The organism is Shewanella sp. 10B, assembly GCF_023475885.1.
Taxonomy (GTDB): Bacteria; Pseudomonadota; Gammaproteobacteria; order Enterobacterales; family Shewanellaceae; genus Shewanella; species Shewanella mangrovisoli.
This window is the reverse complement of the sequence record NZ_JAMDJO010000001.1, coordinates 833,203-859,596: the sequence shown is the minus strand read 5'-3', so window position 1 is coordinate 859,596 and position 26,394 is coordinate 833,203. Positions and strand designations below refer to the sequence as shown.

The 26,394-nt window shown below is 48.0% G+C and carries 20 protein-coding genes; 11 read left to right on the top strand and 9 right to left on the bottom strand.

Annotated elements, in window-relative coordinates:
- The first annotated feature begins 161 nt into the window (after nucleotides 1–161).
- The 4 genes from mnmA to M0415_RS03635 all read left to right on the top strand — a co-directional run bounded on the left by mnmA (nucleotide 162) and on the right by M0415_RS03635 (nucleotide 4,567).
- Entirely contained in the window at nucleotides 162–1,280 is a 1,119-nt protein-coding gene (gene mnmA / locus M0415_RS03650; RefSeq protein ID WP_249555575.1) for a tRNA 2-thiouridine(34) synthase MnmA, read from the top strand.
- 3 nt (nucleotides 1,281–1,283) lie between these two features.
- A complete protein-coding gene (gene hflD / locus M0415_RS03645; RefSeq protein ID WP_249555586.1) occupies nucleotides 1,284–1,901 on the top strand; it encodes a high frequency lysogenization protein HflD in 618 nt (205 codons plus the stop codon).
- Nucleotides 1,902–1,930: 29 nt separating this feature from the next.
- Nucleotides 1,931–3,301, top strand: coding sequence for an adenylosuccinate lyase (purB, locus tag M0415_RS03640; RefSeq protein ID WP_249555588.1), 1,371 nt, complete (start codon nucleotides 1,931–1,933; stop codon nucleotides 3,299–3,301).
- Between the two features lie 126 nt (nucleotides 3,302–3,427).
- The gene (locus M0415_RS03635; RefSeq protein ID WP_249555590.1) at nucleotides 3,428–4,567 is read left to right on the top strand and encodes a ribosomal protein uL16 3-hydroxylase; all 1,140 of its coding nucleotides are present in this window, start codon (nucleotides 3,428–3,430) and stop codon (nucleotides 4,565–4,567) included.
- Nucleotides 4,568–4,663: 96 nt separating this feature from the next.
- On the opposite strand, the gene M0415_RS03630 is transcribed toward M0415_RS03635, so the two are convergent.
- The gene (locus M0415_RS03630) at nucleotides 4,664–5,122 is read right to left on the bottom strand and encodes a DUF4826 family protein (RefSeq protein WP_249555592.1); all 459 of its coding nucleotides are present in this window, start codon (nucleotides 5,120–5,122) and stop codon (nucleotides 4,664–4,666) included.
- 279 nt (nucleotides 5,123–5,401) lie between these two features.
- On the opposite strand from M0415_RS03630, the gene M0415_RS03625 reads away from it, so the two are divergent.
- Together M0415_RS03625 and M0415_RS03620 are read left to right on the top strand one after the other, a co-directional pair.
- Nucleotides 5,402–6,436 (top strand): Glu/Leu/Phe/Val dehydrogenase dimerization domain-containing protein, encoded by a 1,035-nt coding sequence (locus tag M0415_RS03625; protein WP_011716761.1) that lies wholly within the window; start codon nucleotides 5,402–5,404, stop codon nucleotides 6,434–6,436.
- A 193-nt stretch (nucleotides 6,437–6,629) separates the two neighbouring features.
- On the top strand, nucleotides 6,630–6,977 hold the full coding sequence (locus M0415_RS03620; RefSeq protein WP_249555594.1) for a hypothetical protein: 348 nt from the start codon (nucleotides 6,630–6,632) through the stop codon (nucleotides 6,975–6,977).
- 76 nt (nucleotides 6,978–7,053) lie between these two features.
- Here the strand turns inward: M0415_RS03620 and M0415_RS03615 are convergent, their stop codons facing one another.
- The 6 genes from M0415_RS03615 to ppsA form a co-directional block, all read right to left on the bottom strand.
- Nucleotides 7,054–7,689 carry a peptidase gene (locus M0415_RS03615; protein ID WP_249555596.1) on the bottom strand — a complete coding sequence of 212 codons (636 nt, stop codon included), beginning with the start codon at nucleotides 7,687–7,689 and terminating at the stop codon, nucleotides 7,054–7,056.
- A complete protein-coding gene (locus tag M0415_RS03610; protein WP_249555598.1) occupies nucleotides 7,676–10,828 on the bottom strand; it encodes a S8 family serine peptidase in 3,153 nt (1,050 codons plus the stop codon). Before M0415_RS03610 ends, M0415_RS03615 begins: the two co-directional genes overlap by 14 nt.
- A gap of 289 nt (nucleotides 10,829–11,117) precedes the next feature.
- A complete protein-coding gene (locus M0415_RS03605) occupies nucleotides 11,118–11,549 on the bottom strand; it encodes a MarR family winged helix-turn-helix transcriptional regulator (RefSeq protein ID WP_220057915.1) in 432 nt (143 codons plus the stop codon).
- Between the two features lie 138 nt (nucleotides 11,550–11,687).
- Nucleotides 11,688–12,176, bottom strand: coding sequence for a DUF1285 domain-containing protein (locus tag M0415_RS03600; RefSeq protein ID WP_249555600.1), 489 nt, complete (start codon nucleotides 12,174–12,176; stop codon nucleotides 11,688–11,690).
- 88 nt (nucleotides 12,177–12,264) lie between these two features.
- Complete coding sequence (gene ydiJ, locus M0415_RS03595; RefSeq protein WP_249555601.1) at nucleotides 12,265–15,306, bottom strand: D-2-hydroxyglutarate dehydrogenase YdiJ; 3,042 nt, start codon at nucleotides 15,304–15,306, stop codon at nucleotides 12,265–12,267.
- A gap of 99 nt (nucleotides 15,307–15,405) precedes the next feature.
- On the bottom strand, nucleotides 15,406–17,775 hold the full coding sequence (ppsA, locus tag M0415_RS03590) for a phosphoenolpyruvate synthase (protein ID WP_011716755.1): 2,370 nt from the start codon (nucleotides 17,773–17,775) through the stop codon (nucleotides 15,406–15,408).
- A 124-nt stretch (nucleotides 17,776–17,899) separates the two neighbouring features.
- Here ppsA and ppsR point away from each other — a divergent pair, with 124 nt between their 5' ends.
- From ppsR to M0415_RS03570, 4 genes are all read left to right on the top strand, one after another.
- Complete coding sequence (ppsR, locus tag M0415_RS03585) at nucleotides 17,900–18,712, top strand: posphoenolpyruvate synthetase regulatory kinase/phosphorylase PpsR (protein ID WP_011622371.1); 813 nt, start codon at nucleotides 17,900–17,902, stop codon at nucleotides 18,710–18,712.
- Between the two features lie 181 nt (nucleotides 18,713–18,893).
- On the top strand, nucleotides 18,894–19,958 hold the full coding sequence (locus M0415_RS03580; RefSeq protein WP_249555603.1) for a 3-deoxy-7-phosphoheptulonate synthase: 1,065 nt from the start codon (nucleotides 18,894–18,896) through the stop codon (nucleotides 19,956–19,958).
- A gap of 150 nt (nucleotides 19,959–20,108) precedes the next feature.
- Nucleotides 20,109–20,540: an acyl-CoA thioesterase gene (locus M0415_RS03575; protein WP_249555604.1), complete on the top strand. Its 432-nt coding sequence runs from the start codon at nucleotides 20,109–20,111 to the stop codon at nucleotides 20,538–20,540.
- Nucleotides 20,541–20,761: 221 nt separating this feature from the next.
- The gene (locus tag M0415_RS03570) at nucleotides 20,762–21,424 is read left to right on the top strand and encodes a response regulator transcription factor (RefSeq protein ID WP_086903577.1); all 663 of its coding nucleotides are present in this window, start codon (nucleotides 20,762–20,764) and stop codon (nucleotides 21,422–21,424) included.
- Nucleotides 21,425–21,505: 81 nt separating this feature from the next.
- Here the strand turns inward: M0415_RS03570 and cysB are convergent, their stop codons facing one another.
- A complete protein-coding gene (cysB, locus tag M0415_RS03565; protein WP_011622367.1) occupies nucleotides 21,506–22,480 on the bottom strand; it encodes an HTH-type transcriptional regulator CysB in 975 nt (324 codons plus the stop codon).
- Between the two features lie 227 nt (nucleotides 22,481–22,707).
- On the opposite strand from cysB, the gene zomB reads away from it, so the two are divergent.
- Nucleotides 22,708–23,487 carry a flagellar motor control protein ZomB gene (gene zomB, locus M0415_RS03560; protein ID WP_011716752.1) on the top strand — a complete coding sequence of 260 codons (780 nt, stop codon included), beginning with the start codon at nucleotides 22,708–22,710 and terminating at the stop codon, nucleotides 23,485–23,487.
- 220 nt (nucleotides 23,488–23,707) lie between these two features.
- Here zomB and topA read toward each other — a convergent pair whose 3' ends face one another.
- On the bottom strand, nucleotides 23,708–26,344 hold the full coding sequence (gene topA, locus M0415_RS03555) for a type I DNA topoisomerase (RefSeq protein WP_249555605.1): 2,637 nt from the start codon (nucleotides 26,342–26,344) through the stop codon (nucleotides 23,708–23,710).
- Nucleotides 26,345–26,394: the final 50 nt, after the last annotated feature.

Here is a 26,394-nt window from a genome sequence, read left to right as displayed (position 1 = left end):
TTTAAGCGCTGTTTTAGCAAACACTCGCTCGATGAATCGCCCGCTTGTCTGCCATCAAACACAGTCTAAGCGAAGACGCAGATTTTAACGTGAGCGTGGCCCACTAAGGTGAGTCATTCTCGCGGCTAACCAATACATATACTCAATGGTTTTTAGGATCTATGACATCAATCGAACCCACTCATACAGGAAAAAAAGTCATTGTCGGCATGTCCGGCGGTGTTGATTCATCTGTTTCAGCCTATTTGCTTATGCAGCAAGGCTATCAGGTTGAAGGCCTTTTCATGAAGAACTGGGAAGAAGATGACAACGACGAGTATTGCGCGGCCGCCGAAGATTTAAAGGATGCTCAAGCCGTTTGCGACAAGCTTGGGATCAAACTGCACACGGTCAACTTTGCCGCCGAATATTGGGACAATGTGTTCGAGTACTTCCTCGCCGAATACAAGGCGGGTCGTACCCCTAACCCCGATATCATGTGCAACAAAGAAATCAAATTTAAAGCCTTTTTAGACTTTGCCGACGATATCCTCGATGCCGACTATATCGCCATGGGCCACTATGTGCGCCGCCGCGATAATGCCGATGGCACCACGCAAATGCTACGCGGTGTCGATAACAACAAGGATCAGAGCTACTTCCTGTATACCTTAAGCCATGAACAAGTGGCGCGTAGCCTGTTCCCCGTTGGTGAACTCGAAAAGCACGAAGTGCGTGAAATCGCGAAGAAAATGGGCTTAATTACCCATGATAAAAAGGACAGCACTGGCATTTGCTTTATCGGTGAACGTAAATTCACCGAGTTCTTAGGTAATTACTTACCAGCGCAACCGGGCAATATCGAAACAGCCGAAGGCGAAATCATTGGCAAGCACCAAGGCTTGATGTACCACACCTTAGGTCAACGTAAAGGTCTGGGCATTGGCGGCATGAAAAACAGCAACGACGATCCTTGGTACGTGGTCGATAAAGATCTCAAACGTAATGTCTTGGTGGTTGGCCAAGGTGGGCATCACCCGCGTTTGATGTCCAACGGCATGCTCGTCAATCAATTGCATTGGGTCGACCGCAAAGGTCCCGCCGAAGGCAGCAAGATTGTGGTGAAAACCCGTTACCGCCAGCAGGATATCCCCTGCACCCTCACCTATCTTGATGACAATACCCTCAAGGTGGTGTTTGACGAGCCTGTTGCCGCCGTAACGCCTGGCCAATCTGCGGTATTCTACGATGGCGAAGTGTGCCTAGGTGGCGGGATTATCGATCAACTGATCCGAGGATAAGCCGTGAACGAGCAGCTCCATAATCGCACTATGGCCTTTGCAGGAATACTGCAGGCCATTGCGCAAGTTCAGTATTTAGCCCGTCATGGTGAGAGTGACACGGATGAGCTGGCGGCCAGTTTAAACACTATTTTAGTGACCGACCCTGAAAGCGCCGCCGATGTCTATCAAGACAAGGCCGCGCTGCACAAAGGTTATCAGTTGGTGTTAAACCAACTGGGCGACAGCAGTCAAAAAGATGTGGAAATCACCCGCTATCTGGTCGGCATTTTGGCGCTTGAACGTAAATTAACTCGCTCGAACAGCGGGTTAGCCATGCTTGCTGAGCGCATCAATCAAGTGAATCGCCAACTACATCATTTTGCGATCACCGACGAGCAAGTCATTGCCAATCTGGCCAGTATTTACAGCGACATTATCAGTAATCTTGGACCGAAGATTCAGATCTCAGGCAATCCACTGTGTCTGCAACGTCCACTGGTACAACACAAAATTCGCGCCCTGCTGCTAGCAGCCATGCGCAGCGCCGTGTTATGGCGACAACTGGGCGGTAAACGTCGACACTTAGTCTTCGCCCGTAAAGCCATCATAGACACAGCCAAGAAAAGTCTTACCCTATAATAAAATAAGTTTTCATCAAGGAGCTTCACATGGATCTTTCCGCACTAACTGCTATCTCTCCGGTAGACGGCCGTTACGGTAGTAAAACAGCGTCATTGCGAGGGATTTTCAGCGAGTTCGGTCTTACTAAGTACCGTGTTCAAGTTGAAATCAACTGGTTAAAATTACTCGCCGATTGCCCAGAAATCACTGAAGTGCCGCCACTGAGCGAATCTGCTATCGCGGTGTTAGATGCAATTAAAGACAATTTCAGCGAGCAAGATGCGCTACGCGTGAAAGCCATTGAAAGCACCACCAACCACGACGTAAAAGCGGTTGAATACTTCATCAAAGAAAAAATCGCAGACAACGCCGAACTCGCCGCTGTGGGTGAATTTGTTCACTTCGCCTGTACCTCTGAAGACATCAACAACCTGAGCCACGGCTTAATGTTGACCGAAGCCCGTGAGCAAGTGGTTCTGCCATACTGCAATGAACTGCTCAGCGCCATCAAAAAACTGGCCGTTGAATACCGCTCAGTGCCATTGATGTCACGCACCCACGGTCAACCCGCTTCGCCTTCGACGTTAGGTAAAGAAATGGCCAACGTTGCGGTACGTTTAGAGCGTCAAATCAAGCAGATCGCAGCTGTTGAAGTCATGGGTAAAATTAACGGCGCCGTGGGTAACTACAACGCTCACTTATCTGCTTACCCAGAAGTGAACTGGCATGCACTGTCTGAGCGTTTTGTCACCAGCTTAGGCCTGCACTGGAACGCTTACACCACGCAAATCGAGCCACACGATTACATCGCCGAACTGTTTGATGCCATCGCGCGTTTCAACACTATCCTGATTGACTTCGACCGTGACATTTGGGGTTACATTGCCCTTGGTCACTTCAAGCAACGTACCGTTGCCGGTGAAATTGGTTCATCCACCATGCCACACAAAGTCAACCCAATCGACTTTGAAAACTCTGAGGGTAACCTCGGGATTGCTAACGCACTGATGCAACACTTAGCGTCTAAGCTGCCAGTATCAAGATGGCAACGTGACCTGACCGACTCAACCGTACTGCGTAACTTAGGCGTGGGTATTGCCCACTCGCTGATCGCCTACCAAGCCACCTTAAAAGGCATCAGCAAGTTACAAGTGAACGAAGATCATTTACGTGCCGAACTCGACCAAAACTGGGAAGTCTTAGCCGAGCCAGTACAAACCGTTATGCGTCGCTATGGTATTGAAAAACCCTACGAGAAGTTAAAAGAACTGACTCGCGGTAAGCGTATCGATGCCCAGCAATTAGCAGTATTCATCGACGGTTTAGCCCTGCCTGAAGAAGTGAAAGCAGAGCTGAAGAAGATGACGCCAGCCAACTACATTGGCCGTGCTGAAGCCTTCGTCGACGAGCTTAACTAATATTTTTAGCTCAGCGGAATTTGCTCATAAAGTAGCAAGAGCAAAGATTCGCGAGCTGATATTGTTTATCAGCCACAAATAAGGATTAAGGCGGTTACATTCGATGTAGTCGCCTTTTTTGACACTATGTATACACTCAATCTCGATATCGCCCAGTTCCTCAAGGAACACTGGCAACAAAAACCTGTAGTCATCAAGGGGGCCTTCCCTGACTTTGAAGATCCTATCAGCGCCGATGAGCTTGCAGGCCTTGCCTGTGAAGAAGAAATCACCTCGCGCATCGTGGTCACTCAAAAAGACAACTGGGAAGTGATCCAGGGCCCGTTCGAGGATTACGACAATTACGGTGAAACCCACTGGCAATTACTGGTGCAAGCCGTAAACCATTGGTACCCGGACTCTCAGCCATTAGTGGAAGCGTTTCGTTTTCTGCCCGACTGGCGATTCGATGATTTGATGGTGTCCTTCGCGACCCCAAGTGGCGGTGTCGGTCCACACGTTGATAACTACGATGTGTTTATCATCCAAGGTGAAGGCGAGCGTCGCTGGACTGTTGGGGCTAATACGCCGCAGCAACGCCGTGGCGGCAACCCGAACTCGCCACTGGTGGAAGACTTCGAGCCCATCATCGACGTGGTATTAGAGAAAGGCGACGTGCTATATATTCCGCCTGGTTACCCACACTGCGGTGAAACCTTAACCTTAGCCTTAAGCTATTCAATTGGTTACCGCGCACCGAGCCAACAGGAGCTCGCCAGTGAAGTTGCCGATTACTTGCTCGACAATAACTTAGGTCAGCAGCGTTTCACCTCGGCGTCAGAGCCTGCAAATCCTGGCGTGATCAGTCAAGATCATCAGCTCGGGATCATGTCGCTGTTAAGCCAGCTCGCTCAAGATCCAACAAGCTATCAAGTGGTGCTGGGTAAACTGTTGAGTCAAAACCGCTTTGAACTGGATATTTGTGAGGGTGAAGAAGCCTATAACGCCGACGATCTGCAGGATGCCTTCGAGCAAGGTGCCGGCGTTAATCGTATCGGTGGCTTAAAAGTGCTGCGCTTAGAAAACGACACTCAATCACGCTTATTCATCAATGGCGAAATTTATGAGCTGCCCAATACGCCAGAAGCCGTATTAACCCAGTTAAGCGACCATGTTAGCTTTGATTGCGACAGCGCCATGGCACTGTGTGAGCATGCCGAAGTGCAAGCGCTGCTGCTCCAGCTTATCAATCAAGGCTTGTATTATTTAAGTGACGATGAAGCTTAAGTCTTAGCGCACTATTGCGTTAGGTGACTAATTAGCGTCATCCAAAACAATAAAGGCACTCAACTGAGTGCCTTTAATTTTTACGCTAACACTAGATTAAGCATTGGTATTCCAAAGCTTTTCGTCATTATAAATACGATACAAGCTCTCAGCACGCGAGACTAATAACTGCGCAAATTTCGCCTGCGTCGCATCGCGTCGAACCGCGCCTGAGCGGATCAGGTTTTCAGCCTGCATCTGCCACATCATAGAAAAATGTCTAACTGCATCTCTAGCAGTTTTAGCGACATGTATATCAACGAAATCCGACGGTAAATCGCCAGACATCACCCAATAGGTTTTGGCCGAAGGACGCTTAGATTCCATTTTCCAAATCGCTAAATAAGGTGCCAGATAACGGCTTTCGTCGGCTAGCACTTTACTTGGGATCACCCCTTTTTCTGCTAAAAAACGGTTCGCTTTTTGGAATTGAGTTCTGACCCACTCTTGGCGCAGTTTCTCCATTTCTTCTGGAGAGATTGTTGGTTGAGCCTGGTCGACAGCTTGTTCAGTCATACTTCCGTCCTATCTTATTGTTATTACGCGGCTCTCATTCTTGGGACAGCACGCGAATCGTTCTAATGTCTGAGATTATCCCAGTAAAAACTGGTTTCACACTAAAAACCTTACGTTTACGTAAAGTGGAAAGCTAGATTGCCACAAATAATCTATTTATTCGGTCATTATGCATGGTTGAGAGTATCGCTAAATGCTATGGTTCTGCAATAAATATAACGAGCTGTCGATGGGAAGCCATTCCATCGACGTTTTATTGTGTATAGCGGAGAACTTCACGTGGCTGTATTTAATCATGTATCCTTTGATGAGCATGAACAGGTCGTATTCTGTCATGATAAAGAGAGTGGCTTAAAAGCCATCGTTGCCATCCATAACACCAACTTAGGTCCTGCTGTGGGTGGCTGCCGGATGTGGAACTACCAATCCGACGATGAAGCCCTGACAGACGTATTACGCCTCTCCCGCGGTATGACGTACAAAAACGCCCTCGCAGGTTTGACTATGGGTGGTGGTAAGTCAGTAATTATTGCCGATCCTAAGCGCCCTGATCGCGAAGCCCTCTTCCGTGCTTTTGGCCGTTTTATCAATAGCCTGGGTGGACGTTACTATTCAGCAGAAGACGTAGGTACCACTACAGCGGATATCATGATCGCCCATCAAGAAACCCCATACATGGCGGGTCTTGAAGGCAAGAGCGGCGATCCATCACCCTTTACCGCATTAGGCACCTATTTAGGGATCAAAGCTGCCGTTAAACACAAACTCGGTTTAGACAGCTTAAAAGGCCTTAAAATCGCCGTTCAAGGTGTGGGCCATGTGGGTTACTACCTGTGTAAACATCTACATGAAGAAGGTGCAGAGCTTATCGTCACCGATATTCACCAAGCTTCACTCGACAAAGTGGCTACCGACTTTGGCGCCATCGTCGTTGCCCCACAGGATATCTATGCCCAAGACGTTGATGTCTATGCGCCATGTGCATTAGGTGCCACCTTAAACGATGTGACCTTGCCACAGCTTAAAGCTAAGATTGTTGCCGGTTGCGCCAACAACCAATTAGCCGAAGTTCGCCATGGCGAGCAGTTAAAAGAAATGGGCATTCTGTATGCGCCAGACTATGTGATTAACGCTGGCGGTATCATCAACGTGTCATTTGAAAAAGACTATGACGCAGCGAAATCAGAAGCTAAGGTCAGAGAAATCTACAATACATTGCTGAAGATTTTCACTAAAGCCGACGCTGAAAACCGCACTACTGCGGCGGTTGCAGACGAAATGGCCCGTGCCATTTATCAAGCAGCAAAAGCCTAATCATGCTATAGGCGGACAACGACTTGTTGTTCGCCTCAACCTCTTCCCTCGCTTCGTTTATCCAGCTAAAAATAAATTCCTCTTAATACCAATCAGATACCAAAACGCCACGTAAAATTCACTTTTCTGTAGTGGAAAAGCCTATGTGCCTCTGCTTGAATTAATCACTCGTCTGTCAATGAAGGGATTGCATATGGTCAGTTTTAAGTACGAGTTAAATCAGGACTCGGTTGAGCTACAGGCCAGTGATTGGTTTGGAATTGAACGTGTGTTCGTGAATGGGCTGATGGTGTCGCGCAAGTTTAACTTTGGCCCGAACAGCGTACATAAAGTGCAGCTCAATGATGGCCATCAATGCAGTTTCAAGCTGTTTATCGATCCCCAAACCGATGAGTTGACTTGCCGAATTTATAAACACAATCAACTTATTACCAGCTTAAAACAAGGTAAAAACAGCCTTATTCAAGGCCAACGTCTGCTGCAACAGGGGTTACTGCTGGGTTCCAGTTTAGTGCTGCTCGCCGTGCTCTTCCCTTTCTAAGCCGTGTTAAACATTCAGTAATAAAAAACCGCTATTGCCTAAACAATAGCGGTGTTATCCAAACTACTCTGGCATATTACTTCAGCATATAAACCCGCATCATAGTCTGCTGCCCAGTGCTACTGCCATCGTTCATTTGTACACGTAAATGCACAAAATTACCCGCGGCAGCATCGTTAGGAATGGTCGCAGCCCACTGACCATCGACCATTTTGACTTCTGCCGTTTTCCATGCACTTTCAGCAAATTTACTCGCAACGGGGCAGTAAATCGATACAGAGACTGCTGCCAGTGAACACTCTTGGCCATAACCGTACTCTAAGCTGACATCAGCCAAGTCAACTTGACCTATGCCATCCATCACACCCGCAAGCTTGACGGTAACCGCTTCACCCGCAGCTACAGTGTTATCAAGCGCGACTGGAATATCGATTTTAGGTACCAATACCGCCTGAACACCTTGCTTACTCGAATCCGTGCTGAAGTGATAAATCCCTTGGTAGAAAGAGCCTAAGTTATCTTTAATCGGTGAGCTGCTACCGACACCACGAGCGTAGGAGCGAATTTCGAGTTCTACTTGAGCATTCGAGTCTGGAAGCGTCAGCAGCCCACTGTCGAGATAAGTGTTCTGACCATTCACTTTCAGTCCATAGAGAGACTGTGAATTGTAGCCACCTGTGCCATCATGCCCTGCCGCATCACCGAATCGCACAATACTTAAATCGATAGTATTTGTATCGCGATAGGCAATTGCGCCACAAACTCCCCGCCTTAGGTCCTTTAAGCCAAGAGGTGCTCTCAACTCTGCCTTCGGTCATCATACGTGGACCATCGAAGTAAGCACCTTCGGCCGTCATCGCAGAGCCAGGCATAACGATGTTGGTCCACATATTTTTACTGGTTGCCGTGTAGTATTCATCACGGACAATCGGTGTCATCACCATTTGCGTGCTGCCCGTGGAATAAAACTCGCCCGTACTATTGGTCATCCCCATCACATCCACAAACACAGGGCGCTCATCATTTTGTGAATGATAGGCAGCGCTAATTTTCTGCATCTTGTGCTCTTGCAACACCACTTGACCACCATCGATGCGACCATCGGTGATATGGTTAATGGAATAAGCATAGGGTGTACGCTCTGCAGCAATTCCTGACCAACTGACGATATTGTTACCCGCTTCCACCTGCGTCAATAGAGCTTCACCTTGCTCTGAACTGATCCCTACAGCAGGAATGCGCGGCGTGCCACCAATCGTTCCCTTGTAACGGCCCTTAAGACCCGGACGATAGAAAATTACCCCTATCGCGCCATTTTTCAGGGCATTGTTCACCATGGTTGAAGTCAAATAATAGGGATTACCTATGAGTGCAATGCGTCCCTTAAGCTCGAACTGAGTCCAATCCGTGCTGTAACCGCCATCGCCCACAAATACTGCTTCAGCACTGCCTTGGCCATTGAAGGACATTGCCAAACCTTGCTTGTTATACTCCAGCACTTCCCCATTTTGCATCGTCAGCACAGCTTCGGGGGCAATAGCACGAGTCGTCACGAAGGAGCGGAATCTGTCATCGTGCCCCTGTGACCAAGTGTACATATCCTTCACATAGTCGGGTGCAAAGTCCATCGCCGCCAATTTTGCTAGCTTGTTATCATCCAATGCATAGGTAAATCCAAAGGAGAAACCTTGCGTCGCTAACGGCTTACTGGCTTTAAACTGCAATTTTTCAGCATTACCGGCATCAAACTCGAGGTGGGTATCTTGGCTTAACTTACGATTAAGCACCGCCATTTGAGTCGCCGATTCCACTAAACCATTTGAAGTAAAATCATTGTCGTAGGTCATAACATTAGCGACGATTGAATAGTTACCCTCAGGCACTTTCACGCTCGCTTGGCCATTGGTTAAGCTTACGGCTTGTCCCCAATCATCTTCCTCATTCATCAAATACACTTTTGATGGCGAGGTGGCAGGATGACCACGCATATCGGTCACACTTAAGCTCAAGTTTACCTGCGGCGGCTCGATCCAGAATGACACAGGTACAGTAACCCGTTCATCGGATTTACCCGTTGTTGTACCTTCGATGCGCCCAGTGATAGTGCCATAGGCGCCACTACGCAGTGCCACACTCGAGTCTATCCACACTGGGATCTCAGCACTCCCATTGGCAGGGACGGTAATACTGTTAAGGCTTAACCCCGCCAATGTGGCTGGCATACGGGTTTTACCATCTTCACCTATCAAGCTCATTTTCAGCTTAAGATTAATGTCCTTATCGGATAAGTTGCGCAAACTAATGGTTTTTTCTGTAACGCCAATATCCTGATCATAGGCAAAGGAGCCAAGCTCCATATTGGGCGGCGCGATAATGCTTTGAGCGATTGCGCGATTCACATCCATAGGCCCAGCGCCTTGTTCAAGCACGTGTGAATCGTTCGGTAATACCGAAGAGGTCAACACTTCTTTCACTTGGCGCGGACTCAATTCGGGTCTTGCTTGCATCACAATCGCCGCACCGCCTGACACATGGGGCGCCGACATGGAGGTACCCGACAGAGCGCGATAGGCCGTCAAGCCAAATCCCCCTGAAGCCGCCGACACGACATCCACACCTTGGGAGGCGATATCGGGTTTTGCAGAATGGCCATCAGGAGAAGGTCCTCGGGAAGAGAAAGATGCGGTGTGATTGTCGCGGTCAACGGCCCCCACGGTTAACGCACTCGGAGCACATCCTGGGATCCCCACCGTCTCGCGGGTAAAACTATTGCCCGCCGATACCACAAACAGGGCTTTGTCGCTCAAGGCTTCGACCATATCGACAAGCGGCCCAGTACAGCTAGTGCCACTGCCACCTAAAGACATGCTGACCACATCGGCGCCTTGAGCCACGGCCCACTGCATACCACTCAAGATCCCACTAGTAGAGCCGGAGCCCGCATTTGTCAGTACCTTGCCCACCAGCAGCTTGGCTCCTGGCGCCATGCCCGCCCAGCGACCATTAGATTCGACACCCGTCCCCGCAATAGTAGCCGCGGTGTGTGTACCATGACCATTGAGATCGTCTATTCCATTACTGGAATAGGTAAAATCTTTGCTGACAAGCACTTGCTCTGCTAAATCGTTATGATCAAGATCATAACCAGTATCAAGTACTGCAACAGTGACACCTTGACCATTGAAGTGCTTGGCTAAATTGCCATAGGCACCGGTTAACGGCACGGTTGGAGTTAAGTTTGCCAATGCATTCACGCCATTTGGTACCTCTTTATCGGCATGCACCACGGCATCTAACCATACAGATTTCACCGAAGCATCTTTGCTGAGGGTTTCCCATACCTTAGCCGCTTTCGACTTACTCACACCAAAGGCGGCGCTGTCAATAAGCTCGATTTCATCGGTTAATGTCGCCCCTTCAATAGGATTAGGTACCGCAGAGCCCGCCAGCGTGCCATCTTGGTATTCGATAATCACGGGCAGCTTATCGGTGGAAGCATCGTCATAGCCCGCTGCATGTAATTTAGTGATGTTAAAGAGCTCTAAATCGACGGCTTTAGATGTCACCAGTGGTTGGGCTTTGGGGGTAATAAGATATTGGCCATTCGCATTTTGAAAAATACTGGTGATCACCTCGGCCCCATGTTCACCGAGCAAACGGATCCCGCCGAGTGAGCCATCAGCACGCACGACCGCTGTGACCACCTCACCCGTAATTAAGGTAAATTGCACCGCACCAGACTGTGCATCCACGAACGCACTATCATCCGCCAGCGTGGCGTAACTGGTCGCGAGCCCCATCGCCATAAGACAGGTCGCAGCAATACGGCTGCGCTTAAAGAGTTGTTTCATTTCATGTTCCCTGAAAAATCACCTTGTAATTGCTCAGTCGACAAACCAATCTGAGCAATGTTTTTGTGTTGGAATGCAAGCTTCCAGTGCAACAAGATGGCGTTTAGAGAAACATTTTTGCAACAATACTCGGGTAGCAATTTGTACTGCTGGTTAAAACAAGAATGAGTAATAGGCCGGAGTATTAGTAACAAACCAATACGCTGAGAAAACAAACATTGTGATAGCAGTTTAATCGCCATTAGCGAATGCGTGGAGACGGTTAAACAGCATTGTCTAAGGGCAGAGCTTACAGCTCTGTGAGTGAAGGTAAGCGATTTATCTTATTGAGTAAGCGCATAAACTGCTGGCGCTCCTCTTCGCTGAGATTGGACAGGTATTTCTCATTGACGCGCTCGGCCTCACGGATCAAATCCTGCTCCAGCGCCTTAGCCTCATCGGTGAGGAAAATCTGGAAAGCTCGGCGGTTATCGAGCTCTTGGTGACGGGTGATCAATCCCTGAACCTGCAACTGATCGAGCAGACGGGTCATGGTATAGTTGGCCACATCGCAACGCTTAGACAGCTCGGTCTGAGTGATCCCCTCCTCCTGCCAAAGCGCGAACAACACCGGCCACAACTTTATGTCGAGCTGATAGCGTTTCAGCTGGATATCGAGCTCATTTTGCAGCTCAATATTCAAGTGGGAAACAAGATAGCCTAAGCTTTCATAGCGGTTCAAACAGCACCTCCGAAAACACCATTTAGACCCATCAACACAGACCACAAGCAAAAGGATATTCGCCGAAGTCAGTTTTAATACTACCACTTAACCTGTAATAAACTAGTCAGCTTGCCCAAGTAATTGCAATCAAAATCTTTATGCATCCGACCCTTGGTCGTCGGATAAATTGAATTCATTCACAAAATTATAGTAACAGGCGCGACTTAATTTTCCCCATAAGCCGCGCTCTAGGGGCAGATAAATCCCAAAGTCGGTAAGCTTTAGTCGTTTGAGATCCGCAATCTGATGTTCAGTCCCGATACTGCTTTTGAGCGTCAAGCTAGGTGCTGTGTCATTCATTACATAATCGACAATCACCAATGGCGCATCTTCCACCTCGACTCTCACCTTCTCGACAGGCGTGATCAGAAAATGCTCGCCATCGATACCATGTAAAATACTGGCAAATAACTTGGCAAACTTGGTCGGTAATGGGCTGTCCTGATATATCCAGTCACCGGAGAGTTGGATACGAAATAACGCGACTTCACTACACAGCGCCGTTGGTTGTGCGGTGACATCCGGCGCTGGCTTGCTGGTGAATTCCTGTAGCGTGTCGATAACATTGTCCGTGTGCTTTTCCATAGCGTCCCCTCAATAAAAAAACCAGCCTGACGACTGGTTTAGTGTGGCATTGCCTTAGGGATTATCCAATCCCTAAGTCAAAATTGCGTTAAGCCTTAGAAAGCTCCAATAAAGCCTCTAATGGATGTTTTGGCTTATACCCGGCGAAACGTTTCACTTGGCTGCGACATGAATAGCCCGAGACTAACACCTGCGACGCATCTATCTTGCTCAAAGTGTCTTTCCACGACATATCAAACAAGGTCTTAGAACGCTCAAGATTCTCAGCCTCATGGCCGTAAGTACCCGCCATGCCGCAACAACCCAGATTCACCGCGGTTAATTTAGCGCCAAAGTGAGTGAAGATTTTGCTCCACTCATTGGCGGTATTCGGCTTCGCCGTAGACTCAGTACAATGGCTAAACCAAGTAAATTGTTTATCTTGCATGGCCTTAGTGGGAATATCCTGCAGAATGCTAAGGAGCCATTCGTTAGCCAGTTTCACCTCAAACGCGCCGCGATTCGTCCCTAAGATTTCTTTATATTCATCGCGATAACAGAGCACTAAGGCAGGATCGATGCCCACCATAGGCATGCCTAACTTATGCACTTGGTTTAAGAAATCCGCGCTCGACTGCGCCGTTTTGGCAAATTTATCCAAGAAGCCCTTGATATGAGTGGGTTTACCATTGGGTTTAAAGGGTAATAAAACGGGCTTTAATCCTAATGTTTCAATCAGTTGGATAAAACGATACACCAAGCCTGCATCGTAGAAACTGTTAAACGGATCTTGCACCACTAACACAAATTTTGCCCGCTCATCGGCGGGGATGGCCTGTAATGCCGCCAGATCATAACCGCGACTCGCATGACCATCGAGCCGTTGTTTTAATGTCGGCACCGACAGCGCTGGCGCATCCACATAACCGATGGCTTTTTTGATCACCCATTGGCTGAGCGGGTTTTGCGAGGCGAAATTGGTCAACCTTGGCGCCGCCGCCATAATAGGTAAACTGTCCTCGATGCCCGCCACCAGATAATCTTTAGCCGGACGCAGGTAACGTTGATAGTAAATATTAAAGAACTGCGCCCTAAATTTAGGCACATCCACTTTCACCGGACATTGGCTCGAGCAGGCCTTACAGGCTAAACAACCCTTCAGTGATTCCATCACTTCGTGGGAATAATCGTAATCGCGCTTCGCATTGAGGGTATTTTGCATGCGCTGCAAAATGCCTAAGGGTTTGGCTCTGGCCAGCGCATTGACATCGACGCCTTCAGATTCAAGCAAACGCAGCCACTCACGCATTAAGCCCGCGCGCCCCTTAGGCGACTGAACTCTGTCTCCCGTCACTTTAAATGACGGACACATAGGTGAGAAACTGCTGTAGTTAAAGCACAGCCCATTACCATTACAGTTCATCACATCGGGATAGGCATCGCGCACTTCGACCGGAATTTGCCGGTCAAACTTGCCGCGCTTAGTACTGTCCACATCAAAACACAGGCCACCCGCTTGCTTGGGCGCCACTAACTTACCTGGGTTGAGCCGATTATCAGGGTCAAACAGGCCTTTAATGTCTTGCAGCACGCCATAAAGCTCGTCACCAAATACCGATGGACCATATTCGCCGCGCACGCCCTTACCGTGCTCGCCCCACATCAGGCCGCCATATTTGAGTGTCAGCGCCGCGACTTGATCAGAAATCACCCTAAGCAGTTTTTCATCTTCGACATCGCACATATCCAGCGCGGGCCGCACGTGCAAAACGCCCGCATCCACATGGCCAAACATGCCGTATTGCAAATTGTGACTATCGAGTAGCGCACGGAACTCCATAATATAATCGGCGAGCATTTCGGGCGGCACTGCCGTATCTTCGGCAAACGCAATGGGTTTACGACGTCCCTTGGTAGCACCGAGCAGGCCCACGGCTTTTTTACGCATGCCGTAGATTTTCTCAATGCTGGCCTTATCTTGAGTGACTTGATAACCAACCACACCACACTCACCACGGCTGATTTGCTCGGTCAGCACGGCTTCGAGTGCTGCAAGCTTTTCGCTCACCTCACCGGCATCACCTGCAAACTCAACCATATTGAGGCCATCGATCACTTTGCCCGGCACTTCTTGAATAAGGTCTGAAACCGAATGCCAAACTATGTCCTCACGGGCAAGGTTAAGCACTTTTGAGTCCACGGTTTCGACCACAGTGGCCCGCGCAGCCACTAAGGATGGCGCATGGCGCAGCGCAGACTGGAAGGAATCGTACTTAATGTTCACCATCGCCCGCTCACTCGGCAGTGGTGTGATATTGAGCTTCGCTTCGGTGATCACCGCCAGCGTGCCTTCAGAGCCAGTTAAAATACGCGAGAGATCGAACTGGGTTAAGCCGTTGTTCCAGACATTCTTTAAGTCATATCCGGTTAAAAAACGATTGAGCTTAGGGAATTGTTGTTCGATCAGCGCACGCTTCTCGCGGCACACCTCGGCAATCGCCGAAATCAGTTTTTGCCCGAGCGGGTTATCGCTCACGTTATCGGGGTTACATAGCAGACCCGCATCGAGGGGACGAGTGTCGAACACGCTGCCATCAATCAATACGCTGCGTAGCGCCAGCACGTGATCAGAGGTTTTACCGTAAACTAAGGATCCCGCGCCCGAGGCATCGGTATTAATCATACCGCCGATAGTGGCGCGGTTTGAGGTTGAGAGATCGGGACTGAAAAAATAACCGTGGGGACGCAGCGCATCGTTTAGCGCATCTTTGACGACACCCGCCTCGACGCGTACCCAACCCTGCTCGGGGTTCACTTCCAATACGCGATTCATGTAGCGAGAAACATCGAGGATCAAGCCGTGGGTCAGTGATTGGCCATTGGTGCCCGTACCGCCGCCTCTGGCACTAAAAGTCACACCCACAAATTCAGCTTTTGCCGCCAGCGACAAGGCAATTTGAATATCTTTTTGATGCTTAGGATAAAGCACCGCCTGCGGCAAAAATTGGTACACGGAGTTATCCGTGGCCTGCACGAGGCGCGCGCTGTAGCGCTTATCGATGTCACCGGCGTAGCCACTTTGCGCTAAGGCATCAAGATAGGCCAGATAGACAGGTTCTAAGGTTTGTTGGTGTGATAACAGAGGTAACATGAGCGGCTTCAGTCAATTATTGTTATGCGGCCCATTATAAACAAAAAAAAGCCGCTAAAAAGCGGCTTTTTTAACACCTTTATAAAATTACAACCGAGATCAACCGTGCGCTTCGGCTAAATATAACCAAGTATCAATCACTGTATCAGGGTTTAACGATACGGTATCGATGCCTTGTTCAACTAACCAGGCGGCGAAATCTGCGTGATCTGAAGGTCCTTGACCACAGATACCGATGTAAGCGCCCTTCGCCTTAGCCGCTTTAATGGCCATAGACAGCAGGATCTTAACGGCTTCGTTACGCTCATCGAACAGGTGGCTGATGATGCCTGAGTCACGGTCAAGACCGAGTGATAACTGGGTTAAGTCGTTTGAGCCAATAGAGAAACCATCGAAGTGCTCAAGGAATTGGTCCGCTAACAGCGCGTTTGACGGTACTTCACACATCATGATGACGCGCAGACCATCTTTACCACGCTCTAAGCCCTGCTCTTTCAGCAGTTCAATCACTTGCTCGGCTTCTTTCACGGTACGGACGAATGGGATCATCACTTCAACGTTCTTCAGACCCATCTCGTTACGCACGCGCTTAATCGCTTCACATTCTAACGCGAAACAATCGCGGAATGATTCGGAAATATAACGGCTTGCACCACGGAAGCCCAACATTGGGTTTTCTTCCTCTGGCTCGTAACGATCACCACCTACTAAGTTAGCGTATTCGTTAGACTTGAAGTCAGACATACGCACGATCACTTTCTTCGGATAGAAAGCTGAACCGATTGAGGCGATACCTTCGACTAAGCGGGCAATGTAGAACTCAACAGGAGAGTCGTAACCTGCGATCATCTCGTTGATTTCTTCCTGCAGCGCAGCGTCTTGTTGGTTGAATTCAAGCAGCGCTTTCGGGTGAATACCGATCATGCGGTTGATGATGAACTCTAAACGCGCTAGACCCACACCTTCGTTTGGTAAACGAGCGAAATCAAAGGCGCGATCTGGGTTACCCACGTTCATCATGATTTTCATCGGTAATGCAGGCAGAGCGTCAACGCGGTTAGACACCACTTCGAACTCTTGCTTACCTTCGTAGATGTAACCAGTGTCACCTTCGGCGCAAGAAACCGTCACTAACTGACCATTCTTGATACGGTCGGTCACGTCGCCACAACCTACTACTGCAGGTACACCTAATTCACGGGCAATAATCGCCGCGTGACAGGTACGGCCGCCACGGTTAGTCACGATGGCGCTGGCGCGCTTCATGATAGGTTCCCAATCTGGGTCAGTCATGTCGGTCACTAACACATCGCCAGGCTGGATTTGATCCATGTCAGCGATTGAAGTTAATACCTTAGCCACGCCTGAACCCACTTTATGACCGATAGCACGACCTTCAGAGATCACCGCGCCACGGCTCTTTAAGTGGTAACGTTCAATTAATTGTACGTCTTCACGGCTGCGAACCGTTTCTGGACGCGCTTGAACGATATAAAGTTTGCCATCGTTACCGTCTTTCGCCCACTCGATATCCATTGGACGACCGTAGTGTTTTTCGATAACCATAGCTTGTTTAGCCAGTTCCATCACTTCGGCGTCGTTGATGGAGAATTGGCGACGTTTTTCAGCAGCAACGTCTTCAATTTTCACTTGTTTGCCGTGAGAAGCATCATCGGAATACACCATCTGGATGAGCTTGCTACCGATATTACGGCGAACAACGGCTTTATGGCCTTGAGTGAGGATAGGTTTGTGAACATAGAATTCGTCAGGGTTTACCGCACCTTGAACAACCATTTCACCCAGACCGAAAGATGAAGTGATAAACACCACATCGTTGTTGCCTGATTCAGTGTCCATGGTGAACATCACACCTGATGCCGCTTTGTCTGAACGAACCATGCGTTGTACGCCGGCAGACAGGGCAACACCGTGGTGCTCATAACCTTGGTGAACACGGTATGAAATTGCACGGTCGTTAAAGAGTGACGCGAACACGTGCTTAATCGCCACGAGTACTGAGTCAAATCCTTTCACGTTTAAGAAGGTTTCTTGCTGACCAGCAAAAGAAGCATCTGGCATGTCTTCTGCGGTAGCAGAAGAACGCACCGCGAATGATGCATCGCTCGTTTCAGCGGCAAGTTTGTCGTAAGCTTCACGAATCGCTTGCTCTAGAGCTGGTTGGAACGGGGTATCGATAACCCATTGTCTGATCTGTGCACCTACTTGTGCCAGTGCATTGACATCATCTACATCCAATGTTGCTAGGATGTCATAAATCTTCTGGTTTACTCCACTTTGTTCAAGGAACTCATTGAACGCATAAGAAGTAGTCGCAAATCCGCCAGGTACTTGAACACCGGCATTAGCTAGATTGCTGATCATCTCGCCAAGAGAAGCATTTTTACCGCCAACCAAGTTGACGTCACCCATGCCTAATTCCTGATACCAGAGTACGTATTGCTGCACAGTTCTATCTCCGCAAGTTTATTTCAGTGGCCCCTTCACACGAGGGCAGCGGCATTTTACACTCCCGCCGAAGCAGCGTAAATCTATAATTTTATTTGTAATTTTATTACTACAAGAGGTCAGTATGGCACCAAAGGTATTTTACATCTCCGACGGGACAGCGATCACAGCTGAGGTTTTTGGGCATGCAGTACTCTCGCAATTTCCATTAGAATTTGAGTCACTTACAATTCCATTTGTTGAAACATTGGCAAAAGCCGAGAACGTTAAACGACAAATTAATGATTGTTTTATTACAACAGGTGAAAGGCCGTTAGTGTTCCATTCGATCGTAAAACCTGAAATTCGGGACATTATTTATTCGAGTGAAGGTCTCGATTACGATTTTTTAAATACCTTCGTTGCACCACTTGAACAACATTTAGGCGTTAGCGCCTCTCCGGTGTTACATCGCACCCACGGGAAAGCTAATCACGGCTACGAAGCCCGTATCGATGCCATCAATTTTGCGATGGACAATGACGATGGCCAAACCATGAAACATATGGATCAGGCCGATTTAATCCTACTTGGCGTGTCTCGCTGCGGTAAAACCCCGTCCAGCCTCTATTTATCGATGCAGTTTGGTATTAAGGCGGCCAACTATCCGTTCACCGAAGACGATATGGATAACCTGAAACTGCCCGAAGCGTTAAAACGCAATAAGAAGAAGTTGTTCGGCCTAACCATCGATCCGGTGCGCTTACATGAAATCCGCCAAAGCCGCATGGAAAACAGCCGCTACTCGTCCTTAAAGCAGTGTCGTTTAGAGGTAAAAGAAGTCGAGATGATGTTTAAACGTGAACGTATTCCTTATATCGACACCACCAACCACTCGGTCGAAGAAATCGCCACTAAGATTTTGGACGTGACAGGCTTAGAACGTCATATGTTCTAATCTTGATGATTTCGAACGAGGCAATCGAGTCCCTCGATTTAGGCTAAATAGGTCTAACTTAAATCAAATTCATTGCACAGTTGCCGACAATTAACACAATTGGCACTGTGCAATGCTGTTCGATTCGTTATAATCCGAGGCAATCTGGCGAAAAGCGCCGCACGCAAGCTCGGTATTTTGAATGACCATTAAAACAGACGAATTACGCACTTCCTTATTAGCTAAAGTCATCTCACCTGCACAACTGGCATCTGAGTACCCGTTAACCCAAGATGCAGCCGATTATCTCGTACAACAACGTCGAGAAGTCGAAGCCATTATTATGGGCGAAGATCAACGCCTATTAGTGATCATTGGCCCCTGCTCTATCCATGATACTCAAGCCGCCCTCGACTACGCTCGCCGTTTAGCCGTATTGCACCAAGAGTTGAAGGACGATCTCTGCATTTTAATGCGCGTGTATTTTGAAAAACCACGCACTATCGTCGGTTGGAAGGGGTTAATCTCCGATCCTGATTTAGACGGCAGCTTCGAGCCAAATAAAGGTTTACGTATTGCCCGTGAGTTATTGCAGCAAATCACTGAGCTGAAGTTACCGATTGCCACTGAATTTTTAGATATGGTGAATGGTCAATATATTGCCGACCTAATCACCTGGGGCGCTATCGGTGCCCGCACCACCGAAAGCCAAGTCCACCGCGAGATGGCCTCGGCGCTCTCCTGCCCCGTGGGCTTTAAGAACGGTACCGATGGCAATATTAATATCGCCGTCGATGCGGTGCGCGCAGCAAAAGTGCCACATATCTTCTATTCACCGGATAAAGATGGTGCCATGTCTGTCTATCGCACCCATGGTAATCCTTACGGCCACATCATTTTACGTGGCGGTAAAAAACCGAATTACTTTGAGCAAGACATTGAAGAAGCAAGATTAAAACTTGAGTCTGTCGATGTAACACCGCGTATGGTGGTTGATTTTAGCCATGGTAATAGCGAAAAGAATCACCTGAAGCAGTTAGTCGTTGCCGATAATATCATGGCGCAAATGCGCGCTGGCAGCACGGCAATTGCGGGTGTTATGGCCGAAAGTTTCTTACAGGAAGGCAACCAGAAGGTGGTTGAGGGCCAACCATTATGCTACGGCCAAAGCATCACAGATGCGTGCCTGCATTGGAATGACTCGGAAAAGTTACTGCGCGATCTGGCCAAAGCCTCTCGCGATAGACGTGAGCTTCTCGGCAAATAAGTCGATGACCCACAGCAAAAGGCTTCCACTGGAAGCCTTTTTACTTTTCGTGCAGTCTTAACACCTAACGATATAGGCGTTTTCTACCATTCAAATTGAAAACTCACTATAATTGCGCCTCTTTAAAAATGCATAACCTCAGGTTGCCGTATGCCAAACTCGCTCGACTCTAGCCGCCCTGCCTTTTCTGACGTCATCGAACAGCGGATCAATCAATCCGAAGCGCGGGTGATCAAGGCGGTATTCCCGTCTATCACCAATCACCACAACACCTTATTCGGTGGCGAAGCGTTAGCCTGGATGGATGAAACCGCCTTTATTGCGGCGACTCGCTTTTGCCGTAAAACCTTAGTGACCGTCAGCTCCGATAGAATCGACTTTAAAAAACCTATTCCAGCCGGCACCTTAGCCGAACTCATCGCCCGCGTGATCCATGTGGGTAATACCTCGTTAAAGGTGGAAGTGAATATTTTCGTCGAAGACATGTATCAAGACCATCGCGAGCATGCGATCCGCGGTGTATTCACCTTTGTTGCGGTTGACGAACAACGCCACCCAACTCAGGTGTGGACCGCTGAATAATATTTAGTCAGCCAAGATAACGCACTCTAGCCCTTAAACCCCTTGGTTTTGGGGCTTATTTCTATGTGAATATCCCGTCCACTTTTGATAGACAAAAGTATAACAACCAGAAACATATAAAAATTTTGTCAATCTTACTGCATAAAGCAATAGGATCCTCGATTACTTTTCTGTTACATTGGGTTTAATCTTCACGTGCCACGAACATAACCAACAAAGCCATGAAGCTAGAAAACTTAAATATTATTATTGCCGATGACCATCCATTGTTTCGAAATGCACTACGTCAAGCCCTCAGTAGCGCCTTTGAACACACCCAATGGTATGAGGCCGACAGTGCCGATGCCTTACAGTCTGTATTAGATTCACAGAATGTGAGTTACGATTTGGTTTTGCTGGATCTGCAAATGCCTGGCTCCCACGGCTATTCGACGCTTATTCACCTGCGCTCCCATTATCCTGAACTGCCTGTGGTGGTGATTTCGGCCCATGAGGATATCAATACCATTAGCCGTGCTATCCATTATGGCGGCAGTGGTTTTATTCCTAAATCGGCATCGATGGAAACCTTAAAAGAAGCGCTCACCGCCGTATTATTTGGGGATATCTGGTTGCCCGCTGGTGCTGAAATCATCCCGATTGAAGATGATGATACGGATAAGATGGCCAACAAACTCTCCGACTTGACGCCGCAGCAATACAAAGTGTTGCAGATGTTCGCCGAGGGCTTACTCAATAAACAGATCGCCTATGACTTAGGTGTGTCTGAAGCCACCATCAAAGCCCACGCTACTGCGATTTTTAGAAAGCTAGGAGTCCGTAATCGTACTCAAGCCGTTATTGCCTTAGGCCAGCTTGAAATGGATAAAGTGGATTTGACCTAATTCGGCCGTGGCTGCTGTCAATTTCGCATAAAAAATGCCGCATTCATTGCGGCATTTTTTATTGTCTCTAACAACCGCGAATCAACGCATTGGCAGGTTTTTATCGGCAAACATTTCATCAATCAATTGCTGATCGCGTAGTGCCACCGCCTTTTCAACGACATCGCGAGTCAAATGCGGTGCAAAGTGTTGAATAAAATCATACATATAACTACGTAAGAAACTACCCTTTCTAAAACCAATCTTAGTCGTGCTGTGGGCAAATAAATGGCCCGCATCGATAGCCACTAAGTCTTTATCGATATTAGGGTCAATCGCCATTGAGGCTATCACCCCGACTCCTAAGCCTAAACGTACATAGGTTTTCAGCACATCGGCGCTGGTCGCACTAAAGACCACCCGCGGCTCGAGATTGGCGCGGTTAAAAGCTTTTTCAATCTCCGATGCGCGGTCAAAACCAAACACATAAGTGACTAATGGGAAACGGGCTAAATCTTCGATACTGATATGGGTACGGGTCGCCAAGGGATGATCTTTGGGAACCACAACCGAGCGATTCCAATGGTAACAAGGCAACATGATTAAGTCGGAATACAAGTGCATCGCTTCGGTGGCAATCGCAAAGTCAGCATCGCCACGCGCCGCTTGTTCGCTGATCTGCGATGGCGTGCCTTGGTGCATATGCAGGTTGACTTTAGGATAGCGGTCAATGAATTGGCGAATAATATGGGGTAACGCATACCGCGCCTGCGTATCCGTGGTCGCGATATTCAATTCACCCTGATCAGGTTTAGTGTATTCCTCGGAGACTTTTTTAATGCTTTCGACTTTGCCTAAGATGTCATTGGCAATATTTATCACCTGTTGTCCGGCGGGTGTCACGTGGGTCAAATGTTTACCGCTGCGACCGAAGATTTGAATGCCTAATTCATCTTCCAACATGCGAACTTGCTTACTGATCCCAGGTTGCGATGTATATAAATTTTCCGCGGTGGCCGATACGTTAAGGTTGTGTTTGACGACCTCAGCAATATACCTGAGCTGTTGCAGTTTCATCTTATGTCCTTGTCTCAAACAGGCTGAATTGGATTGGCGAACATGGCGCAACTCAGTATCAGCTATAATCAATCGTTATAGTATATAGTAAAAATTAAAGCAAATAGGAATATAGAGCACAAGTCTTAAGTTTCATACGACAGAAATGATAACCTAGGCTAAGATAACTATGCTAGTTTATTGATTTATTGTAGCATTAGCCCAATTAGATAAATAATGGAACAGCTATGACATTCACCTTGGTTCTGATCCTCATCGGTGCACTTTTACTGCTTGTTATCGGAATTAACGTTATACAACAACAAAAAGAACGTGCTGAGGCTGAACGTCGCATAGAATTTGCCCGTCAACGCGCAATTATTGATGAAACTGAAACCGTATTATCCAACACAGGGATGATCCCTTGCAGTACACACATCATTTTAGTGCTCTATCGTCGTGTGCAAGAAGCGTTAGAAATCGCCACCACTTTAAGTGCGAGTCAACAGCAATCGGATTTTCAACGTCGTCTTACCGATCTCAAGTCACAAATCGAGACATTGCAATCTAACACGCCACAGATGCCCCCTATTGAGAATTTTAGATTGCCGGATAATGACAAGCAGATCTTAGTGTTAGTACAAACACTCAAGAAACTGAAAGCCATTTTACGTGCAGAGCACAACAAGGGCCGAGTCGACCCCAATGTTTTTGCTCAGGAAGAGAATCGTATCGATAGTTTACAGCTACGGATTAATGTTGATTCCATGCTATCCCGTGCCCGTGCCGCGAGCTTTATGAAGCAATATGGTTCGTCTAAGCAAATGGTCACAAAAGCTTTAGCAACCCTACACGCTATTAAAGCGCAAACACCGAATGATCCTTTTATTGCCCGCAAGGTCGATGAAGCCAAAATGTTGTTAGATGAGATTATGGGTGCACAAAAACTGTCTGCACCTAGTGCGCCTAGACCTAAAAATGAAGAAGATGACATCGATATGCTGTTTCAACCGAAGAAGAAATGGTGATATCGCATTGCTCAATTAAGAACGTTTTCCATAAAAAGCCAAGTCTGTGACTTGGCTTTTTTATGCGTGGTATTTTTATTCACAATATCTCGGTTATCGATACGCCAACATCATTACTGCAATCGGCGATTGTAAGAACCCTAGATAACAAAATGGGCTCACCTAAGTGAACCCATTTATAACCACGAAGAAAAGGATCCTAAACCCTATTCAGATCAGGTTACTTCTTAGCTTTCTTCGCCGTCGATTCAGTCACCCATTTACCATTCACATAATGGGCCGACCATCCGGTTGCTTTACCGTCAACTTCGGTCGCCACATATTGCTCTTTGGTCTTACGGCTAAACTTAACCGCCGCTTTATTCCCCTCATCATCGGCGATAGGAGCATCGGCAAGGTACTGATATTTTGGCCACAATAGCTCGCGATATTTCACTAACTCTTCAACCAGTGGCGCACGGGTTTCCCGAGATTTAGGGAAAGTGCTGGCGGCTAAGAAAATCCCCGCCGCACCATCACGCAGCACAAAATGCGCATCAGACTTGCTGCATTTCAGCTCTGGCAGATAAATAGGATCTTCTTTTGGCGGCGCAGCTTCGCCGTTTTTCAGTAACTTACGAGTATTCTTACATTCCTCGTTAGTACAACCAAAATACTTACCAAAACGGCCGTTTTTCAGCTCCATATCATGGCCACAGCGGTCACATTCAATTAATGGACCTTCATAACCTTTGATCTTAAATTGTCCTTCTTCGACTTCATAACCCTCACAGATGGGGTTATTACCGCAAACGTGCAGCTTACGCTTTTCGTCGATAAGGTAGCTGTCCATCGCCGTACCACAAATGCCGCAGCGATGCTTGGCGCGTAGCGCATCGGTTTCGGCATCTTCACTGTCGCTAATCGCTTCAATGCCTGGCGTTAAGTTCATGGTGGTTTTGCAGCGTTCTTTCGGTGGTAACTCGTAACCCGAACAACCGAGGAACACCCCAGTTGTGCCGGTACGGATCCCCATAGGGCGACCACAAGTCGGACACTTAATATTGGTCATCACCATTTGATTGAGGCGCATACCGCCTTCTTCTGGTGCCAATTCCGCCTTCTCTAATTGTTTAGTGAAGTCGGCATAGAAACCATCGAGAACCTTTTTCCAATCCAGCTCACCACTGGCAACATCGTCGAGTGTCTGTTCCATACTGGCGGTAAAATCGTAGCTCATCAGCTCAGCAAAACTACCGACTAAACGCTCACTGACAATCTCGCCCATTTTCTCTGCGTAGAAACGGCGGTTTTCAACTTTGACATAACCCCGCTCTTGAATCGTCGAAATAATAGTGGCATAGGTTGAAGGACGACCGATACCACGCTTCTCTAATTCTTTTACCAATGACGCTTCGCTGTATCTGGCAGGCGGCTTAGTAAAGTGTTGCTTAGGCTCTAATTCGACCAGAGACAACAGATCACCTTCGTTCACCGAAGGCAAGGTATTGTCTTCTTCATTTTTCTTTTTTAATGCGGTTTGAACACGAGTCCAACCGTCAAAGCGCAGGATACGTCCCGTCGCTTTCAGTTCGTAGTCACCCGCCTTGACCGTGAGTTTGGTCGCATCGTATTGGGCTGGTGTCATCTGACAAGAGACAAACTGACGCCAAATCAGCTCGTAGAGACGCTGTGCATCACGTTCCATATCAGTTAAGGCAGCCGCTTCGACCTTCACGTTTGATGGACGAATCGCTTCGTGCGCCTCTTGCGCGCCTTCCTTAGAGCCGTAGCGGATCGGTTCGGCAGGTAAATACTTGGTGCCATATTCCTTGCCGATCATCTCACGCACACTGTCTAACGCTTCTTGGCTTAAGTTTGTCGAATCGGTACGCATATAAGTGATGTGACCCGCTTCGTACAAGCGCTGTGCCATCATCATGGTTTTCTTCACCCCAAAGCCTAGGCGAGTACTGGCCGCTTGTTGTAGGGTTGAGGTAATAAAAGGAGCCGAAGGTTTACTCTGGGTCGCTTTATCTTCACGAGCGATCACTTTAAAGCTGGCAGAAGATAAGGCTTGAACGGCGGCTAACGCTTGCTGCTCGTTTGTTGGCTCGAAGGCTGAGTCTAGGTACTTAACCACTTCCATGCGCAGCGCTTCGCTCGCAGGCGTATTCAGCTGTGCATGCACATCCCAAAACTCTTCAGGTACGAAGGCTTTGATTTCGCTTTCACGCTCCACCACAAGACGCACGGCCACGGATTGTACCCGTCCTGCGGATAATCCGCGGGCAACCTTCTTCCACAACAGTGGTGACACCATAAAGCCGACGACACGGTCTAAAAAGCGTCGCGCCTGCTGGGCATTCACCATATTAGTGTCGAGGGAAGAAGGTTTACTAAAGGCTTCTTGAATCGCAGATTTGGTGATTTCGTTAAATACAACGCGTTGATACCGTGAAGGATCGCCACCAATCACCTCTTGCAAATGCCAGGCGATGGCTTCCCCTTCACGGTCTAAGTCCGTTGCGAGATAGATTTGGTCAGCAGAATCGGCTAAGGCTTGCAGCTCTTTAACGACTTTCTCTTTACCCGGTAGGATTTGATATTTAGCCGCCCAGCCCTTTTCAGGGTTAACGCCCATACGCGACACCAGCGCCTGGTGGTCTTTCACCTTTTTATATCGCGCCTTTTCTTCTGGCGACATCTTCTTCACTTCGGCGGCGGATTTCACCTTTTCATTGCCGTCAGATGAAGAAGAAGTTGGTAGGTCACGGATATGCCCCACGCTCGATTTAACGATGAATTCTTTGCCAAGATATTTATTAATAGTCTTAGCTTTGGCCGGTGATTCGACAATAACTAGCGATTTACCCATAGTTTGATTTGCGCCAAAAAATCTCAAGAAGGTGGAAATTGGCTCCATAT

Bases quoted from the DNA above. Each gene is read 5' to 3' on its own strand.
- mnmA (WP_249555575.1), top strand. From the start codon at position 162: ATGACATCAATCGAACCCACTCATACAGGAAAAAAAGTCATTGTCGGC.
- purB (WP_249555588.1), top strand. From the start codon at position 1,931: ATGGATCTTTCCGCACTAACTGCTATCTCTCCGGTAGACGGCCGTTAC.
- M0415_RS03635 (WP_249555590.1), top strand. From the start codon at position 3,428: ATGTATACACTCAATCTCGATATCGCCCAGTTCCTCAAGGAACACTGG.
- M0415_RS03630 (WP_249555592.1), bottom strand. From the start codon at position 5,122: ATGACTGAACAAGCTGTCGACCAGGCTCAACCAACAATCTCTCCAGAA.
- M0415_RS03620 (WP_249555594.1), top strand. From the start codon at position 6,630: ATGGTCAGTTTTAAGTACGAGTTAAATCAGGACTCGGTTGAGCTACAG.
- M0415_RS03610 (WP_249555598.1), bottom strand. From the start codon at position 10,828: ATGAAACAACTCTTTAAGCGCAGCCGTATTGCTGCGACCTGTCTTATG.
- M0415_RS03600 (WP_249555600.1), bottom strand. From the start codon at position 12,176: ATGGAAAAGCACACGGACAATGTTATCGACACGCTACAGGAATTCACC.
- ydiJ (WP_249555601.1), bottom strand. From the start codon at position 15,306: ATGTTACCTCTGTTATCACACCAACAAACCTTAGAACCTGTCTATCTG.
- ppsR (WP_011622371.1), top strand. From the start codon at position 17,900: ATGGCACCAAAGGTATTTTACATCTCCGACGGGACAGCGATCACAGCT.
- M0415_RS03580 (WP_249555603.1), top strand. From the start codon at position 18,894: ATGACCATTAAAACAGACGAATTACGCACTTCCTTATTAGCTAAAGTC.
- M0415_RS03575 (WP_249555604.1), top strand. From the start codon at position 20,109: ATGCCAAACTCGCTCGACTCTAGCCGCCCTGCCTTTTCTGACGTCATC.
- M0415_RS03570 (WP_086903577.1), top strand. From the start codon at position 20,762: ATGAAGCTAGAAAACTTAAATATTATTATTGCCGATGACCATCCATTG.
- cysB (WP_011622367.1), bottom strand. From the start codon at position 22,480: ATGAAACTGCAACAGCTCAGGTATATTGCTGAGGTCGTCAAACACAAC.
- zomB (WP_011716752.1), top strand. From the start codon at position 22,708: ATGACATTCACCTTGGTTCTGATCCTCATCGGTGCACTTTTACTGCTT.
- topA (WP_249555605.1), bottom strand. From the start codon at position 26,344: ATGGGTAAATCGCTAGTTATTGTCGAATCACCGGCCAAAGCTAAGACT.